This is a genomic window from Actinomadura rifamycini DSM 43936 (assembly GCF_000425065.1).
Taxonomy (GTDB): domain Bacteria; phylum Actinomycetota; class Actinomycetes; order Streptosporangiales; family Streptosporangiaceae; genus Spirillospora; species Spirillospora rifamycini.
Genome location: NZ_AULB01000025.1, coordinates 94,229 through 110,233 on the forward strand (window position 1 = coordinate 94,229; position 16,005 = coordinate 110,233).

The 16,005-nt window shown below is 74.1% G+C and carries 10 protein-coding genes; 8 read left to right on the forward strand and 2 right to left on the reverse strand.

Annotation, left to right across the window (positions count from 1 at the left end):
- Nucleotides 1-179 precede the first annotated feature (179 nt).
- Nucleotides 180-1,961, forward strand: a complete 1,782-nt coding sequence (locus H505_RS0123840) for an ABC transporter substrate-binding protein (RefSeq protein ID WP_051301091.1) — start codon at nucleotides 180-182, stop codon at nucleotides 1,959-1,961.
- Between the two features lie 207 nt (nucleotides 1,962-2,168).
- A complete protein-coding gene (locus H505_RS0123845) occupies nucleotides 2,169-3,452 on the forward strand; it encodes an MFS transporter (protein ID WP_026403984.1) in 1,284 nt (427 codons plus the stop codon).
- Here H505_RS0123845 and H505_RS0123850 read toward each other — a convergent pair.
- Both H505_RS0123850 and H505_RS44000 read right to left on the reverse strand, forming a co-directional pair.
- A complete protein-coding gene (locus H505_RS0123850; RefSeq protein WP_026403985.1) occupies nucleotides 3,449-4,771 on the reverse strand; it encodes an adenosylmethionine--8-amino-7-oxononanoate transaminase in 1,323 nt (440 codons plus the stop codon). The genes H505_RS0123845 and H505_RS0123850 overlap by 4 nt on opposite strands.
- Nucleotides 4,768-6,348 carry a CCA tRNA nucleotidyltransferase gene (locus H505_RS44000; RefSeq protein WP_157433105.1) on the reverse strand — a complete coding sequence of 527 codons (1,581 nt, stop codon included), beginning with the start codon at nucleotides 6,346-6,348 and terminating at the stop codon, nucleotides 4,768-4,770. Before H505_RS44000 ends, H505_RS0123850 begins: the two co-directional genes overlap by 4 nt.
- A 403-nt stretch (nucleotides 6,349-6,751) precedes the next feature.
- Here H505_RS44000 and H505_RS44005 point away from each other — a divergent pair, with 403 nt between their 5' ends.
- The 6 genes from H505_RS44005 to H505_RS0123890 all read left to right on the forward strand — a co-directional run bounded on the left by H505_RS44005 (nucleotide 6,752) and on the right by H505_RS0123890 (nucleotide 15,956).
- The gene (locus H505_RS44005) at nucleotides 6,752-7,354 is read left to right on the forward strand and encodes an aminoacyl-tRNA deacylase (protein WP_064743692.1); all 603 of its coding nucleotides are present in this window, start codon (nucleotides 6,752-6,754) and stop codon (nucleotides 7,352-7,354) included.
- Nucleotides 7,355-7,539: 185 nt separating this feature from the next.
- Nucleotides 7,540-9,933, forward strand: coding sequence for a DUF6049 family protein (locus tag H505_RS44010; protein ID WP_051301092.1), 2,394 nt, complete (start codon nucleotides 7,540-7,542; stop codon nucleotides 9,931-9,933).
- Nucleotides 9,934-10,606: 673 nt separating this feature from the next.
- Nucleotides 10,607-12,502 carry a murein biosynthesis integral membrane protein MurJ gene (gene murJ / locus H505_RS44015; RefSeq protein ID WP_245592617.1) on the forward strand — a complete coding sequence of 632 codons (1,896 nt, stop codon included), beginning with the start codon at nucleotides 10,607-10,609 and terminating at the stop codon, nucleotides 12,500-12,502.
- Nucleotides 12,503-12,708: 206 nt separating this feature from the next.
- Nucleotides 12,709-14,367: a protein kinase family protein gene (locus H505_RS0123880; RefSeq protein ID WP_026403986.1), complete on the forward strand. Its 1,659-nt coding sequence runs from the start codon at nucleotides 12,709-12,711 to the stop codon at nucleotides 14,365-14,367.
- Nucleotides 14,368-14,544: 177 nt separating this feature from the next.
- The gene (sigM, locus tag H505_RS0123885; protein ID WP_026403987.1) at nucleotides 14,545-15,168 is read left to right on the forward strand and encodes an RNA polymerase sigma factor SigM; all 624 of its coding nucleotides are present in this window, start codon (nucleotides 14,545-14,547) and stop codon (nucleotides 15,166-15,168) included.
- Complete coding sequence (locus tag H505_RS0123890; protein WP_125618939.1) at nucleotides 15,165-15,956, forward strand: anti-sigma factor family protein; 792 nt, start codon at nucleotides 15,165-15,167, stop codon at nucleotides 15,954-15,956. The genes sigM and H505_RS0123890 overlap by 4 nt, the downstream gene beginning before the upstream one ends.
- Nucleotides 15,957-16,005 lie beyond the last annotated feature (49 nt).

A 16,005-nucleotide genomic window follows, 5' to 3' on the forward strand; every position in this document is an offset into this window, starting at 1 on the left:
CGGGCCGACGCCCGCCCGCGCAAGGCGTGAGGACGCCCCGGCAGTGCCCATGGCACCGCCGGGGCGTCCTTGACTTCTATAGAGAAAACCGTGATGTGTCGTCCTCACGTCACTCTCTGGCCCTACTGTGACACCGCCGGTGATTGCACGCTCCGGTTCCGGGTTCGAGGTGAGGCGTGATGGCACGTGCGGTGGTCAAGGCGGCGGCGGGGTTCGCCGTGCTCGCGGCCGGGCTGACCGGCTGCATCGGCGGGGACGGCGGGGGCGCGTCGGCCGACGAACCGGTCCGGGACGGCGGCGTGCTCCGCATCGTGGGCTCGTCGGACGTCGAGCACCTCGACCCCGCGTCCGTGGCGAGCGTCGGCGCGTACGGGCTCGTCCGGACGTTCGCGCGGACGCTGTTCGGCACCCGCGCGTCCAACGAGTTCGCGGAGACGGTGCCGGTGCAGCCGGACGTCGCGGTGCGGATCCCGACGTGCGACAACGGCGGCGTCAGCAAGGACCGCGAGAAGTACACGGTGCGGCTGCGCGAGGACGTCCTGTGGAACACCGAGCCGCCGCGCCCCGTGACGGCGCACGACTTCGTCCGCGGGTTCGAGCGGCTGTGCAACCCGGCGGCGCCGTCGATCGGCCGGGGCTACTACGTGTCCACGCTCGTCGGGATGCGGGCGTTCTGCGACGGTTTCCTCAAGGTCGACCCGCGCGACCCCGCCGCGATGGCCGCCTACCAGCGCGACCACGGCATCGAGGGCGTCCGCGCCGAGGACGACCGCACGATCGTCTTCGAACTGGAGGAGCCGGCGAGCGACTTCCTGCACCTCCTCGCGCTGCCGTTCACCGCCGCCGCCCCGCACGAGTACGACCGGTTCGTCCCGGACGGCCCCGACTTCCGGCACCACACGATCTCGAACGGGCCGTACCAGATCGCCGAGTACCGGCCGGGGATCTCGTACATCCTCACCCACAACCCGGCGTGGCGGCCGCACAGCGACCCGCTGCGCTCCCGGCACGTCGACCGCATCCGGATCACCCTCGGCCAGGACTCGCCGGAGGCCGTGCAGCAGCAGCTCGAGCAGGGCACCTCCGACCTCGCCTGGGACCAGCCGGTGCCGACCTCCGCGGTCCCCCGGCTGCGCGACGACCCCCGCTTCGCGATCATGAAGACGCCGAGCGCCAGCCCCTACCTGGTGTTCAACCTGCTGAGCCCGAACAACGCCGGCGCGCTGGGCAAGCGGGACGTCCGGCGGGCGCTCCAGTACGCGATCGACCGCAGCGCGCTCGTCAAGCTCGTCGGCGGCCCGGCCGTCGCGGAACCGCTGCACACGGTGATCCCGGCGGGCAACTCGGGCCACGCCGCCGTGAACCACTACCCGACGCGGAACGACTCGGGCGACCCGGCCAAGTGCCGCGCCCTCCTCGCCCAGGCCGGGCACCCGGACCTCACGCTGAAGTTCCCCTACCGGACGAACAGCCTGCACAAGCTGTTCGCGGAGGCGATCGCCGAGAACCTCGCGTCCTGCGGCGTCACGGCCGAGCTGGCGCCCGACACCGGCGGCTCCTTCTACGGCGGGACGATCACCACGCCCGCCCGCGCCCGCGAGGGCCAGTGGGACATCGCGGCGCCCGGCTGGACGCCCGACTGGTACGGCAACAACGGCCGCTCGATCATCCAGCCGCTCTTCGACGGCCGCGCCTACGGCAACGGCTCGACGAACTACGGCGGCTACAACAACCCGCGCGTGAACGAGCTGATCGACGCCGCGCTCACGGCGTCCGGCCCGGAGGAGACCGCCGAGTGCTGGCGGCAGGCCGACGTCCTGATCATGCAGGACGCCGCGATCGTCCCCCTGCTGAACCGCGACCACACGATCTTCCGCTCGTCCCGCGTCCGCAACGCCCGCTTCCTCCCCACCGCCGCCGGCTACGACTACACCCACATCTGGCTCGCCACCGACGACTGACCTTCCGGCGGCCACCCACACGCCCCGGGCGGCCACCCCGCGCGACCAGACGGCACACCCACACACGCGCGACCCGCCCACCAACCCACGCGCCCCCGGGGGTTGGCCACGCGCGGGCGGAGGGCGCCCTGCGCCCGGAGGCCGTGCGCCTTCTCCCACCTCGGCGGACGGTCGGCCGCCGGTAAAGGGAGAGCGTAGGGTGGGTGGGTGAAGGCTGGTGAGTTGCGGGGGATTCTCCGGGGACGGGACTTTCGGCGCCTCTACGCGACGCGGCTGGCCTCGCAGTTCACCGACGGCGTGTTCCAGGTGGCGCTCGCCGGTTTCGTGTTCTTCTCCCCCGAGCAGCGCGCCACGGCCGGGGAGGCCGCGGCGGCGTTCGCGGTGACGCTGCTGCCGTACTCGGTGCTGGGCCCGTTCGCGGGCGTGTTCATCGACCGGTGGCGGCGGCGGCAGATCCTGGTGTGGGCGCCGGTGCTGCGCGCGGCGCTCGTCCTGCTGGTGGCGGCGCTGGTCGCGACCGGGCGGGACGGCGCCGGGTTCTTCCTCGGGGCGCTGCTGGTGCTGGGCGTGAACCGGTTCTTCCTCGCGGCGCTGTCGGCGGGGCTGCCGCACGTGGTGCGGCGCCGGGAGCTGGTGCTCGCGAACGCGTTCTCGGTGACGTCCGGGACGGTGGTCGCGTTCGTCGGCGGCGGGGTGGGCGCCCTGCTGCGGTGGGCGTTCGGAGCGGGCCACACCGGGACGGCGGCGATCCTGGCGGCGTCCGCGGGGCTGTACGTGCTGGCCGGGGCGGTCGCGACGGGGTTCCCGCGCGGGCGGCTGGGGCCGCCGGCCGTGGAGCGGTCGTCGGCGCGGCAGGCGGTCGGGGGCGTCCTGGACGGGCTGGGGGACGGCGCGCGGCACCTCGCGCGGCGCCCGCAGGCGGCGCTCGCGCTCGGCGCGATCTCGTTCCACCGGTTCCTGTACGGCGTGGTGCTGATCATGACGCTGCTGCTGTGCCGGTACCACTTCACCGACGACGCGGACGCGGGCATGGCGCTGTTCACGCTCGTGCTGGGCGCGTCCGGCGCCGGGTTCTTCGTCGGGGCGGTGCTCACCCCGCCGGCGGTGCGGCGGATCGGGAAGGACGCGTGGACGTCCGGGCTGCTCGCCGCGGGCGCGGTGGGGCTGTTCGTGCTGTGCCTGCCGTTCGACGAGCGGGCGTGGACGGCGGGCGCGTTCGTCCTCGGGGTGGTGTCGCAGGGCGTGAAGCTGTGCGTGGACGCGACGCTGCAGGAGACGGTCGACGACCGGTTCCGGGGCCGGGTGTTCGCGGTCTACGACATGCTGTTCAACGCCGTGTTCGCGCTGGCGGCGGCGGTCGCGGCGACGCTGCTGCCCGCGGACGGGCGGGCGCCGCTCGCGCTCGCGCTGGTGATCGTCGCGTACGGGGCCGGGACGGTGGTGTACCGGGCGACGGCGGCGCGCGCGCCCGAGCGGGCCGCGGTCGGCTAGTCCTCGCCGAAGGATTCGGCGATGGCGCGGAGGGCGGCGGCGATGTGCGTCGTCTCGTCCGGTGTGCACACGTACGGGGGCATCGTGTAGACGAGCCGGCCGAACGGGCGGAGCCACACCCCGTACGACATCGCGATCTCCTGGACGGTCGCGGCATCGACGGGGTCGTCGGCTTCGACGACGCCGATGGCGCCGAGGACGCGGACGTCCGCGACGCCCGGGAGTTCGCCGGCGCCGTCGAGTTCGCTGGTGAGGATCGCCTCGATGGTGTCGACCTCGTCGCGCCAGTCGCGCGCCTGGAGCAGGTCGATGGACGCGGACGCGACGGCGGCGGCGAGGGGGTTCGCCATGAAGGTGGGCCCGTGCATGAGGGCGCCCGCCGTGCCGGACGTGATGCCGTGCGCGACGCGGTCGGTGCAGAGGGTCGCGGCCATCGTCATGTAGCCGCCGGTGAGGGCCTTGCCGAGGCACATGATGTCGGGGGCGATCTCGGCGTGGTCGCAGCCCCACAGTTCGCCGGTGCGGCCGAAACCGGTGGCGATCTCGTCCAGGATGAGCAGGATGCCGTGCTCGTCGGCGATGTCGCGGAGGGCGCGCAGGTACTCGGGCGCGTAGAAGCGCATGCCGCCCGCGCCCTGCACGACGGGTTCGACGATGATGCCCGCGAGTTCGCCGGCGTGCTCGCGGGCGAGCCGGGCGAGTTCGTCCAGGTAGCCCTGGTCGGGTTCGGCGGTGTAGCCGAGCGGGGGCGGCGGCGCGAACACGTGCCGGGCGAGGACGTCACCGAACAGGTGGTGCATGCCGTTGACGGGGTCGCAGACGGCCATGTCGCCGAACGTGTCACCGTGGTAGCCGCCGCGGACGGTCAGCAGGCGGTGCCGTTCGGGCCGGTCCTGCGACCGCCAGTACTGCAGCGCCATCTTGATCGCGACCTCGACGCCGACGGAGCCGGAGTCGGCGAAGAACACCTTGGTCAGCGGTTCGGGGGTGAGCTCGACGAGCCGTTCGGCGAGCTTGACGGCGGGCGGGTGGGTGAGCCCGCCGAACATGACGTGCGCCATCTTGCCGAGCTGCCGGGTGACGGCGGCGTCCAGGTCGGGGTGCCGGTACCCGTGCACGGCCGCCCACCACGACGACATGCCGTCGATCAGCTCGGTGCCGTCGGCGAGGGTCAGCCGCACCCCGGACGCGGACACGACGGGCAGGGCCGGGACGGACGCGGGCATCGGCGCGTACGGGTGCCAGATGTGCTCGCGGTCGAAGTCGACGATCCGCTGGGCCTCGTGCGGGCTCATCCGCCCGAGCTGCAGGGAGATCACGCGTCCTCCGTCCCGTCGGCGGGCGCGGCGCCGTCCTGGACGACGCCTTCCGCGCGGGCCCAGCGGAGCAGTTCGTCCGCCGCGGCCTCCTTGCCGATGACGCCGCGGTCGAGCCGCAGGTCGAGGAGGAACCTGTAGGCGCGGCCGACGAGCGGGCCGGGCGTGATGCCGAGGAGCTCCTGGATCTCGTTGCCGTCGAGTTCCGGGCGGATCGCGGCGAGCTCCTCCTCCTGCTCGAGCCGCGCGATGCGCGCTTCGAGGTCGTCGTAGGTGCGGCGGAGGCGGTCGGCCTTGCGCCGGTTGCGGGTGGTGCAGTCGGCGCGGGTGAGCTTGTGCAGCCGGGACAGCAGGGGCCCCGCGTCGCGGACGTACCGGCGGACGGCCGAGTCGGTCCACTCGCCGGTGCCGTACCCGTGGAACCGCAGGTGCAGCTCGACGAGGCGGGACACGTCGGCGATGACGTCCTTCGGGTAGCGCAGCGCGGTCAGCCGCTTGCGGGTCATCTTCGCGCCGACGACCTCGTGGTGGTGGAACGACACGCGGCCGCCGGACTCGAACCGGCGGGTCTTCGGCTTGCCGATGTCGTGCAGCAGCGCGGCGAGCCGGAGCACGAGGTCGGGCCCGTCCTCCTCCTGGGCGATGGCCTGCTCCAGGACGATCAGCGAGTGCTCGTAGACGTCCTTGTGCCGGTGGTGCTCGTCGATCTCCAGGCGCAGCTTCGGCAGTTCGGGCAGGACGTGCGCGGCGAGGCCGGTGTCGACGAGCAGCGCCAGGCCCTCCCGCGGGTGCCGGCCGCAGACCAGCTTCGACAGCTCGTCGCGGACCCGCTCGGCGGAGACGATCTCGATCCGCCCGGCCATGTCGGTCATCGCGCGGACGACGTCGGGCGCGACGGTGAAGCCGAGCTGCGAGGCGAACCGGGCGGCGCGCAGCATCCGCAGCGGGTCGTCGTTGAAGGAGTCCTCGGGCCGGCCCGGCGTGCGCATCACCTCGCGCCGCAGGTCGGTGAGGCCGCCGAACGGGTCGACGAACTCGTGCCCGGGCAGTCGCGCCGCCATCGCGTTCACGGCGAAGTCGCGGCGCCGCAGGTCCTCGTGCAGGGACGTGCCGTAGGACACCTCGGGCTTGCGGGACTTCGGGTCGTAGGACTCGCTGCGGTACGTCGTGATTTCGAGCTCGACGCCGTTCTTGCGGAGCCCGACGGTGCCGAACTCGATGCCGATCGTCCAGACGGCGTCCGCCCAGCCGTCGATGATCTCCAGGATGCGCGGCGGCGGCGCGTCGGTGGTGAGGTCGACGTCCTTGGTGGGGCGGCGCAGCAGCGCGTCCCGGACGGGCCCGCCGACGAGGGCCAGCTCGTGTCCGGCGGCCGCGAAGCGCTCGCCGAGCTCGTCGGCGACGGGGGCGATCCGGCGCAGCAGCTCGGCGATCGCGGTGCGCTGCGCCGGCGAAGCTTCCGGTGACGCGTCCGGCGTCCCGTTCCGGCCGGACGTCCCGGGTGCGGCGTTCGCGTCGTCGTTCGGCAACCGGGACTCCGGGCTCGCGTCTGGGTTGGGCACCTGATTGGGCACGGCCATCGAGCGTATTTCCTTGGTTGACGGGCTGACAAAGGACTTTCGGCGGTCCACGGGGACGCGCGCGGGAGCCCTTGCGGGACGCGGCCGGAGGAAGAAGGACGCGGGCCCTTCACATGGCGCGATCCCCGGGTTACGTTCTGGACATGCCCCGATGACGCCGACGCGACCGCCGGTGAGCCTCCCGCACGACAACGGTAGCGGGACACCGCAGGCCCCCGGTCCGCCGCAGGTGCGGCAGCGCGCGTGAGGGCGGCGCATCGAACGGGTCCGGCGTGCCGCGCCGCGCGGATGAAGTCCGACGCGTCGGGTATGCCCCGATTTTCGGCACACAGTGCGAAGCATGGGGACACCGGGTGACCGGTTTCGGGTGAGGCGGGGTCCGCCCCGCGGGATGGAGCCGAACATGTTGGACGCTCTCGCCATCCACCGCGCGCTGCTCGCATGGGAGACCGTGCACGAGATCGTACGGCTGCCCATCGCGATCGGCGGTGCCGACGAACTGCCGCGGGCCCTCGGCCTGCCCGCGGGCCGCTGCCTCGCGACGCGCGTCCTGAGCTGCGACGGGCACCGCGGCACCGGCCGCTTCCTCACCGGGGCGATCGTCCCCGCCGGGGACCGGCCGCCCGCCGAGGCCGTCCGGCGCGCCGTCGGCGCGCGGCACGCGCGTCCCGCCCGTCCGGACGTCATCAACGCGGCCACCGAGTACGCCGCCGACCTCGTCTGCCCGCTGCTGCTGCCCGACACGATGCGGCTGCTGATCGACCGCCGGCTGGTCGACGCGCTGCCGCCCGACGACGTCGTCTACACGCCGACCGGGGAGGCGTCCACGGCGCTCGGCATCCGGGCCCGGTCCCTGTACGAGCTGTGCGGCGCCGAACCGGCCGACCTGTTCGGCGCCGGGCTGCGCGCGGAGCACGTCCGGCAGGAGGTCCCCGCCGGATCCCTCCGGCACATCGGGCAGCAGGGCGAGCCCAACGCGCCCGGCCCGCGCCACCCCGTCGCCTGACGGACGCCCGCGCGGCTTCCGGCCCGGTATCGACGGGATTTCGGCACTCGCGCGGGAAGGAGGTCTGACGCCCCCGGCGCGCGGACTAACATCGGGGCCGTGGTGCGGGAAATCGATGCCCGCCGCCCCGCGGCGTCCCCGATGGCGGACGGCCCTTGAGCGGACGGCCCTGGAGCGGATACGGCGTGCGAACGATCAGACGCGCGGCCGCGGCGGCCGCCCTGCTGCCCTGCCTCCTGTGGGCGGCGAACCCCGCGCTGGCCGGAACGTCCGCGGCGGCCCCCGGCGCGGCGACCGTCCGCACGGGCACGGCCGCGGGGCCGCTGCAGCCCGAAACGCCCATGTCCGCGCGCGCGCAGGTCGGCATCGCCCTCACGGAGATCGGCCCCAAGACCGTCCGCGGCAACTCGAAGGTCAAGCTCAAGGGCCTCGTCCGCAACCGGACGGACGCCGCCCTCGACGGCGTCAGCGTGCGGCTGCGGTTCGGCAACCGGCCGATCATCAGCCGCAGCGCGCTGGAGGAGTACAGCGAGACCCCCGCGTACCGGCTCCCCTACTACGGGCCGGCCCAGCGGCTGCGGTCCGCCGCCGAACCCGGCGTGAAGTACGCCTGGGAGCTCGAGACCACCGCCGAGGCGCTGCGGCTCCCGCCCACCGGGACGCCCGGCGTCTACCCGGTGGGCGTCGAGGTGCTGAACGCGGCCGGGGCCCCCGTCGGGGGCCTCACCACGTTCATCACCTACATGCCGGACGACACGAACTTCAAGCCCGTCGCGCTCGGCTGGGTGTGGCCGCTGGCCGACGAGCAGCACCGCACGAACGACGCGACGTTCCTCGACGACGGGCTCCGCGAGGGCCTCGCCCCCGAAGGCCGGCTGTCGCAGCTCGTCAACGCCGCCGAGGCGACCGACACGCCGATCACGTGGGCCGTCGACCCCGCGCTCCTCGACGACGTCAAGACCATGGCGTCCGGCGAGTACACGGTGCAGCCGCCGGGAGCGGACAAGGGGCAGCGCAAGCCGCAGAGCCGGGAGGCCGACGCGTGGCTGAAGGCGCTCGCCGCGACCGCCAAGGACGACCCGTACTTCACGCTGCCCTACGCCGACCCCGACCTGGTCGCGCTCGTCCGGCACAAGATGCCGCAGCAGGTGCGGGCCGCGTTCGCGCCGCAGAACCTCCAGATCGCCACCGAGGTCCTCGGCCGCGCCCCGGACGCGCGCATCGCGTGGCCGACGGGCGGCTCGGTCGGGCACGACACGGCCGACTGGCTGGCGAAGAACGTCCTCGGCGACGGCGGCGCGTTCCTGCTCAGCAGCCGGCACTTCCAGGCCCCGGCGCAGGGCTCCCCGAACGCGGCCACCACCTTCGAGACCGGCCACGGCGCCAAGCCGACCCTGCTCTACGACGAGAAGCTCAGCGACATCGTCAGCGACAGCGGCGACACGATCGGGTCGTCCCTGCTCACCGAGCAGCGGTTCCTCGCCGAGACCGCGATGATCGCCGCGGAGGCGCCGGCCCTGCAGCGGACCGTCGTCGTCGCGCCCGACCGGCGCTGGGACCCGGTCCCCGGCCTCGCCCAGCGGCTCCTGGAGTACACCAAGAACGCCGACTGGCTGACGGAGACCCCGCTCAGCGACATCGAGGACACCGCCCCGCAGCCCCGCACCTGGAACAACTACCCGGACCACTACGAGCGGTACGAACTCGGCGAGAGCTACCTCAAGCGGGTGTGGACGATCGGCCGCCGCGCCGAGTCGTTCCACTCGGTGATGATCGAGCCGTACCGGCTCTCCTACGAGAAGGCCATGCTGCGGATCGTGTCGTCGGCGTGGCGGGCCGACTCCGAGGACGCCAAGGCGGCCCGTGTCGCCCTGGCGGACCGGCTCGACCGCGACATGGGCCGTGTGCAGTTCCTCACCCCCGAGAGCAAGCGGATCAACATGACCGGCAGCACCGGGACGCTGCCGGTGTCGATCGAGAACACGCTGCCCGGCCAGGCGGTCCGGGTCCGGCTCGTCATCGCCTCGCAGAGCACCGCCAAGCTCCAGCTCGGCGCGCTCGAACCCGAGGCGCAGATCATCGAGCTGCAGCCGGGGGAGCGGGTCACCCGGTGGGTGCCGGCGGAGGCGCGCGGCAACGGCATCTTCCGGATGGACCTGCAGATGGTGAACCCGAGTACCGGCCGCCCGTTCGGGGAGGGCGAGACCGTGATCGTGCACGCCACCGGATACGGGCAGATCGCACTGCTCATCACCGGCGGCGGACTTGCCGTACTCTTCGTGGGCGTCGGAGTGCGGGCCATCAGAGCAAGGCGCCGCCGGAAAGCGGAGGCAGCCGGTGACGGGTCGACGGGAATGGGACCAGGAGCGACCGGAGGACCGGGGGGAGTCCCCGGCCCCGGGTTCGCCGGACCCGGCCTACCCGACCCCGAGCTCTCAGGGGCCGCCCCCTGGGACGCCGACGGGGCGGGGGCCGAGCCCGGCGCAGGGGCGCCCGCAGGACCCGGCGGACCCGACCCGGGGATATCCCGGTCAGGCGCCACCCGCGCCGACCCCGGGGCAGGCGACACCGCCCGCTGACCCGTACACGCCCCGCCACGGACGTCCGCCCGCAGGGCAGGGCCGTCCCGGGCCGGCGCCGTCCGGACCGCCCGGGCAGGACCAGTGGAACCGGCCGCAGCCGCAGCAGCCGCAGGCCCGGCCCGGCGGCGCCCCGCAGGGGCAGGGTCAGTGGGACCGGCCGCAGGGCGGCCCGCAGGCACCGCACCCGGGGCACGGCGCCGCCCAGGCGCCTCCCGGTGGGGGAGCGCCCGGCCAGGGTCAGTGGGACCGGCCGCAGGCACCGCAGGCCGGCCCCGGCGGTCCGCCGCCGCCCGGACGCGCGCCGCAGTACGGCCACGGCCCCGCCGACGGCCGTCCGAGCCAGACCGACCCGCGCCGCGCCCAGCACGGCCCCGCCGGCGGGCAAGGGCAGGGGCAGGGCCAGTGGGACCGGCCGCAGGCGCCCCGGCCGCCGCAGCCGCCGCCGGGCCCCGCCGGGGGACGTCCCGGGCAGGGGCGCTCGGACACCGCGCAGTTCGGACGCGGGCCCGCGGGCGGCCCTCCCGCCCACGGGCACCCGGGGCAGGGCGCGCAGCACCCGCCCGGCCAGGGCCGCTCGCACACGGCGCAGTTCGGCGTCCCGCAGCCCGCCCCCGGATACGGGCAGGGCAGCCCCGGCGAGCAGGGCCGCGGACAGGGCGGCGGACAGGGCATGCCCGGACGTCCGGGACCCGGACACCCGGGGCACCCGGGGCACCCGGGGCAGGGCGGGGCTCCCGGCCACGACGCGTTCGGACGTCCGGCCCCGCAGGGCGCCCCCCGCGCGCCGGGCGTCCCGCCGCCCGCCGTGGCGGACGAGACGGCCGTCGACATGCCCGCCCCCGGCGGGACCGCCCCGGCGGAGACCATGGTCGACGGCATCCCGGTCGTCCCCCCGGACGGCGGGGGCGCCGCGGACGGCGGCGGCTCGTCGGGCGGCTCGTCCGGCGGGATCCTGAAGTCCGGCGCGATCATGGCGGTGGGCACGCTCGCGTCCCGGGTGACCGGGTTCCTGCGGACGGCCGTCATCGTCGCGGCGCTCGGCACGGGACTGCTGGCGAACGCCTACAACACCGCCAACACGATCCCGAACCAGATCTACGACCTGCTGCTCGGCGGCATCCTGACGAGCATCGTCGTCCCGCTGCTGGTGCGCGCCAAGGAGCGCGACCGGACGTACGGGGAGCGGTACGAGCAGCGCGTGTTCACGCTCGCGGTGCTCGGGCTGGGCGCCCTGACGCTGGTGTCGGTGCTGTTCGCGCCGGTGTTCATCGACATCCTCGGCAGCAGCTTCACCGGCGACCAGCGCGACGTCGCGATCCTGTTCGCGCGGTTCTTCCTGCCGCAGATCTTCTTCTACGGCATCGGGGCGTTCGCGGGCGCGATCCTGAACTCGCGCGGCAGCTTCGGGGCGCCGATGTGGGCGCCCGTCCTGAACAACCTGGTCGTCATCGCGGTCGGCGGCGCGTTCCTGGCGATCACCGCCGGGCCGGTCGACCCGGGCTCGATCTCCGACGAGATGCTGCTCCTGCTGTCGGCCGGCACCACCGGCGGCATCGTCCTGCAGACGCTGGCGCTGTGGCCGTCGCTGCGCAAGGTCGGCTTCCGCTGGCGCCCCCGGCTGGACTTCCAGAAGGGGGAGATCGGCGAGGTCGCGCGGATGGCGGGCTGGACGCTGCTGTACGTCGCGCTGACGCAGAGCGCGCTCGTCGTCATCACGCGGCTCACGAACATGGCCGGGAACAACGCCGTGGAGGCGGGCCTCGGCGAGGGCTACGGGTACACGCCGTACTTCAACGCCTACCAGCTGTTCCAGCTCCCGTACGCGATCGTCGGCGTGTCGGTGATCACGGCGCTGCTGCCGCGGATGAGCCGGTTCGCCGCGGAGGGCAAGGTCGCGGACCTGCGCGCCGCGTTCTCCGGCGGCCTGCGCCTCTCCTCGGTGATCATCATGCCGGCGGCGGCGCTGATGCTGGTGCTCGGCCCGGAGATCACGACGGTGCTGTTCGCGCACGGCAACGCCACGTCCGACGACGCGCTCGTCATCGCGCGGATCATGCAGATGTTCGCGATCGCGCTCGTGCCGTTCTCCACCTACCAGCTGATGCTGCGGGTGTTCTACGCGCACGGCGACACGCGGACGCCCGCCCTGATCGGGTTCGTCACCGTCGGCTGCAACATCGCGCTCGCCGTCACCGCCTACGCCGTCCTGGACGTCACGTGGGTCGTCGTCGGCATCGCCGCGGGCCTCGGCATCGCGAACGCCGCCGGCGCGGTGACGTCCTGGCTGGTGCTGCGCCGCATGCTCGGCGGGATGGACGGGCGGCGCATCGTCGGCGGGCACCTGAAGCTGCTCGCGGCCGTCGTCCCGCTCGCCGGGTTCGCGTACGCGACGCACCTCGCCGTGGACGCCCTGATCGGCGTCGACTCGATGCCCGCGGCGCTGCTCACGCTGGTCGTGGGGTCCGCCGGCGGCGGGGCGCTCTACCTGGTGGCCGCGAAGCTGCTGCGGGTCGAGGAGGTGCAGACGATGGTCTCCACGTTCGCCCGGCGTATCCCGGGACGCTGACCGTCCGGTGACTACCGGACGGCGGTAAAGCGCGGCAAAGTACACGGGACGCGCGCCGATAAGGCGGCCGCCCGGGCGGTTAGCCACTACCATGTGGGGGACTACGGCTTGCGGGGCGACACCCTGGGGAACGCAAAGAGGAGGGTCGGAGGCGTAAGCTGCCACGCCACGGACATGGGATCTGACCACCTGCGCAGGACGTTGCCTTGAGCACGTCGATGATCGAGCCCGGTAATCGTCTCGCCGGTCGCTACCGGCTTGAGAAGCGCATCAAGGACTCTGGCGGCTCCACCCTGTGGAAGGCCGTCGACGAGATCCTCGCGCGGGCCGTCGCGGTCCGCACCTTCGACCCCGAGTTCCCCCGGATCGCCGAGGTCGTCACGTCCGCCCGGTCCGCCAGCCGGCTCACCGACCCCCGCCTCACCCAGGTGTTCGACGCCGACGACAGCGGCGAGAGCGCCTACGTGGTCAGCGAGTGGGTCGTCGGGGAGACGCTGGAGGGCATGCTCGCCAAGGCGCCGCTGGAGCCCGGCCGCGCCGCGACCCTGCTGTACGAGGCGTCCGAGGCGATGGCCGCCGCGCACGCCGCCGGCCTGTCGCACCTGTGCCTCGCGCCCGGCGACCTCGTCTGGACGACCGGCGGCACCGTGAAGCTGCTCGGCATCGCCACCGACGCCGTCCTGCGCGACCGCACCAGCGCCGACCCGGCCGCCGAGGACGTCCGCGGGCTCGGCCGGCTGCTGTACGCGGCGCTCACCGCGCACTGGCCCGGCGGCCCCGACGCGCCCGGCGCGTCCACCGTGCTGCCCGCCGCGCCCGCGACGGACGGCGTCCCGCATCCGCCGCGGCAGGTCCAGGCGGGGATCTCGCACGCGGTCGACGCGATCGTGTGCCGCTGCCTCGGCATCGAGCAGGGCGCACCCGGCGGCGAGCCGATCGCCACGCCCGCGGAGCTGACGAAGGCGCTGCGCGGCGTCCCGCGCACCCCGCTGCCGCTGTTCGCCGGGCTCGGCTCCACCCAGCCGCCGCCGCGCCGGCCCGCCGCGAAGCCGGCCCCGCCGCCGCACCGCCCGCACCACACCCACCAGCCGAACCGCGCCGACCACGGGCACCGCGCGGCGCCCCCGCCGCCGCGGCGCCCCCCGTCCCCGGACGCGACCGCGCAGATCCCGCAGCGCGCCGCCCGGCACGACGCCGCGCAGCCGACGCGGCCCGCGCGGCACACGCCGTCCGGCCACCGCGCGCCCGGCGACCCCGCCGCCCGCAAGCCCGCCAACCGCGCGCTGATGGGCATCGCCGCGGCCGCCCTCACCGTCATCGTCGGCGTCGGCGCCTGGGCGCTGACCAGCAGCGGCGACGACACGAACGGCGATCCGAACGGCGGCGTCACCGACCCGGCGCAGCAGACGAACAGCGCCGCGCCGTCCCCCAGCGCGCTGCGTCCGCAGGGCATCGAGGCGGCCGAGAAGCCGATCGGCAACCACCCGGACGCCACGATCCGCAAGAACAAGGAAACGCTGATCGACGGCAGCCCGTCCGGCGGGTGGGAGACCCAGACCTACGCCGACACCGGTTTCGGCAGGCTCACCGAGGGCCTGGGCGTCACGCTCGACATGGGCAAGCCCGTCAACGTCGCGAGCGTCAAGGTCGCCTGCCCCGTCTCCGGCGGAACCCTCCAGGTCAAGGTCGGCGACAGCGCGTCCCCCGAGGCGATGAAGCCCATCGGGCAGCAGCCCTGCAACAAGGGCGAGCTGACGTTCACCGCGAACCCGGCGGCCACCGGCCAGTACGTCCTCGCGTGGTTCACCGAACTCCCCGGGACGCTGAAGGGGCGCCTCGGCGAGGTCACCGTCTACGGCAATTGATCCCGGACGCCGCCCCCCGGCCGTTGGTGATCTCCGGATGGGCGAAGTCTCTGACCTGTGACGGGAAGTCGCCGTTGTCTGTATCGTGCCTCTGAGCAGATTGTCCCCCTCCCCCCAGGATTCCGTGGTGTCTTCCCCAGCAGGCGCGGCCGGTCGCGGACGAGAAGGCGGTCGCTCATGGCGTCGGTGAGCATGCGCCCCGTCGACGAGGTTCCCGACAAGGAGCTGCTGGCCCGGCACGCGCAAGGGGACCCGCACGCCTTCTCCGTCCTCGTGCAGCGGCACCGGGACCGGATGTGGGCGGTCGCGCTGCGCACCGTCGGCGACCCGGAGGAGGCCGCCGACGCCCTGCAGGACGCCTGCCTGTCGGCGTTCCGCGCCGCCGGGCGGTTCCGCGGCGACGCCGCCGTCACCACCTGGCTGCACCGCATCGTGGTGAACGCGTGCCTCGACCGGATCCGCCGCAAGTCCGTCCGGCCCGCCACCCCGATGGGGGACGACGCCACCTTCGACGCCGTCGCGCCGAAGATGCCCGACCCGACCGACGCGCACGGCGTCTCCCTGGACGTCCGCACCGCGCTGCTCCAGCTGCCGTTCGAGCAGCGGGCCGCGCTCGTCCTCGTCGACATGATGGGGTATTCGGTCGATGACGCGGCGCGCGTCCTCGACGTCCCACCTGGAACGATCAAGAGCCGGTGCGCCCGCGGGCGGGCCCGGCTCGCGCCGCTCCTTCGCCACCACCGGAACCGCCGGGACCCGAAAAACGTCGGAGGTGTGGAAGGAGGTGGCATGCCCAAGTGAACCCCGCACATGTGGACTACGAGGTCCTCGCCGACCTGGCCGAGGGACTGCTCGAAGACGATCAAGCCGCCTCCGTCAACGCGCACCTGGAAACCTGCGCCGACTGCCGGGACCGATCCGCCGACCTCGCGGACGTCTCCCGGATCCTGGCGGAGGCACCCGTCCCCTCCATGCCCGCCGAGCTGGCTGAGCGCATCGACACCGCCCTTGCGGAGGAGTCGCTGAACAACGCCACCGTGGTGAGCCTGGAGCAGCGGCGCGGTAGGCGGCATTGGCGGATCCTGTCGGCGGCGGCCGCGACGGTCGTCGTGCTCGGTGGCGCCGGGTTGGTCGGCGGCATCACCCTGGACGAGATGAACGGCGACCACGGCCAGGCGTCCACGCCCGCCCACGACCCGGCGGACGCGTCCGGCGAGGAGGGCGCGTCGGGTGCCCCGCCGCCCGGGCAGGGTTCGTCGCCGGGCTCGCAGATCATGGGTGGATCCGCGTTCTCCGTCGTGCACAGCGGCACCGGCTACCGCGCGGGCACGCTGACCGCGCAGGTCGACGGCCTCGCCGGCCGCGCCGGGAAGCTCCCGGCCGCGCCGCCCGGCGGCCGGCTGGCCGACTGCGTCCAGGGCGTCACCGGGGGACGTGCGCCCGACCTGGTCGACCAGGCCGAGTACGAGGGCCGGCAGGCCACCGTGATAGCGCTGCGCGGTGAAGGGACAGGGGGGTGGAACATCTGGGTCGTCGGCCCGGAATGTTCTGCCCGGAACCAGCACCTCCTCAAGCGGGTCGGCGGCTGACCCGCCTTCCCACGGACGGACGAAAGCCCCCGGGTGGCGACACCCGGGG

Excerpts from the sequence above, each read along its gene's own strand:
- H505_RS0123840 (WP_051301091.1), top strand. The coding sequence starts at position 180 with ATGGCACGTGCGGTGGTCAAGGCGGCGGCGGGGTTCGCCGTGCTCGCG.
- H505_RS44000 (WP_157433105.1), bottom strand. The coding sequence starts at position 6,348 with ATGGCCGTGCCCAATCAGGTGCCCAACCCAGACGCGAGCCCGGAGTCC.
- H505_RS44005 (WP_064743692.1), top strand. The coding sequence starts at position 6,752 with ATGTTGGACGCTCTCGCCATCCACCGCGCGCTGCTCGCATGGGAGACC.
- murJ (WP_245592617.1), top strand. The coding sequence starts at position 10,607 with ATGCCCGGACGTCCGGGACCCGGACACCCGGGGCACCCGGGGCACCCG.
- sigM (WP_026403987.1), top strand. The coding sequence starts at position 14,545 with ATGGCGTCGGTGAGCATGCGCCCCGTCGACGAGGTTCCCGACAAGGAG.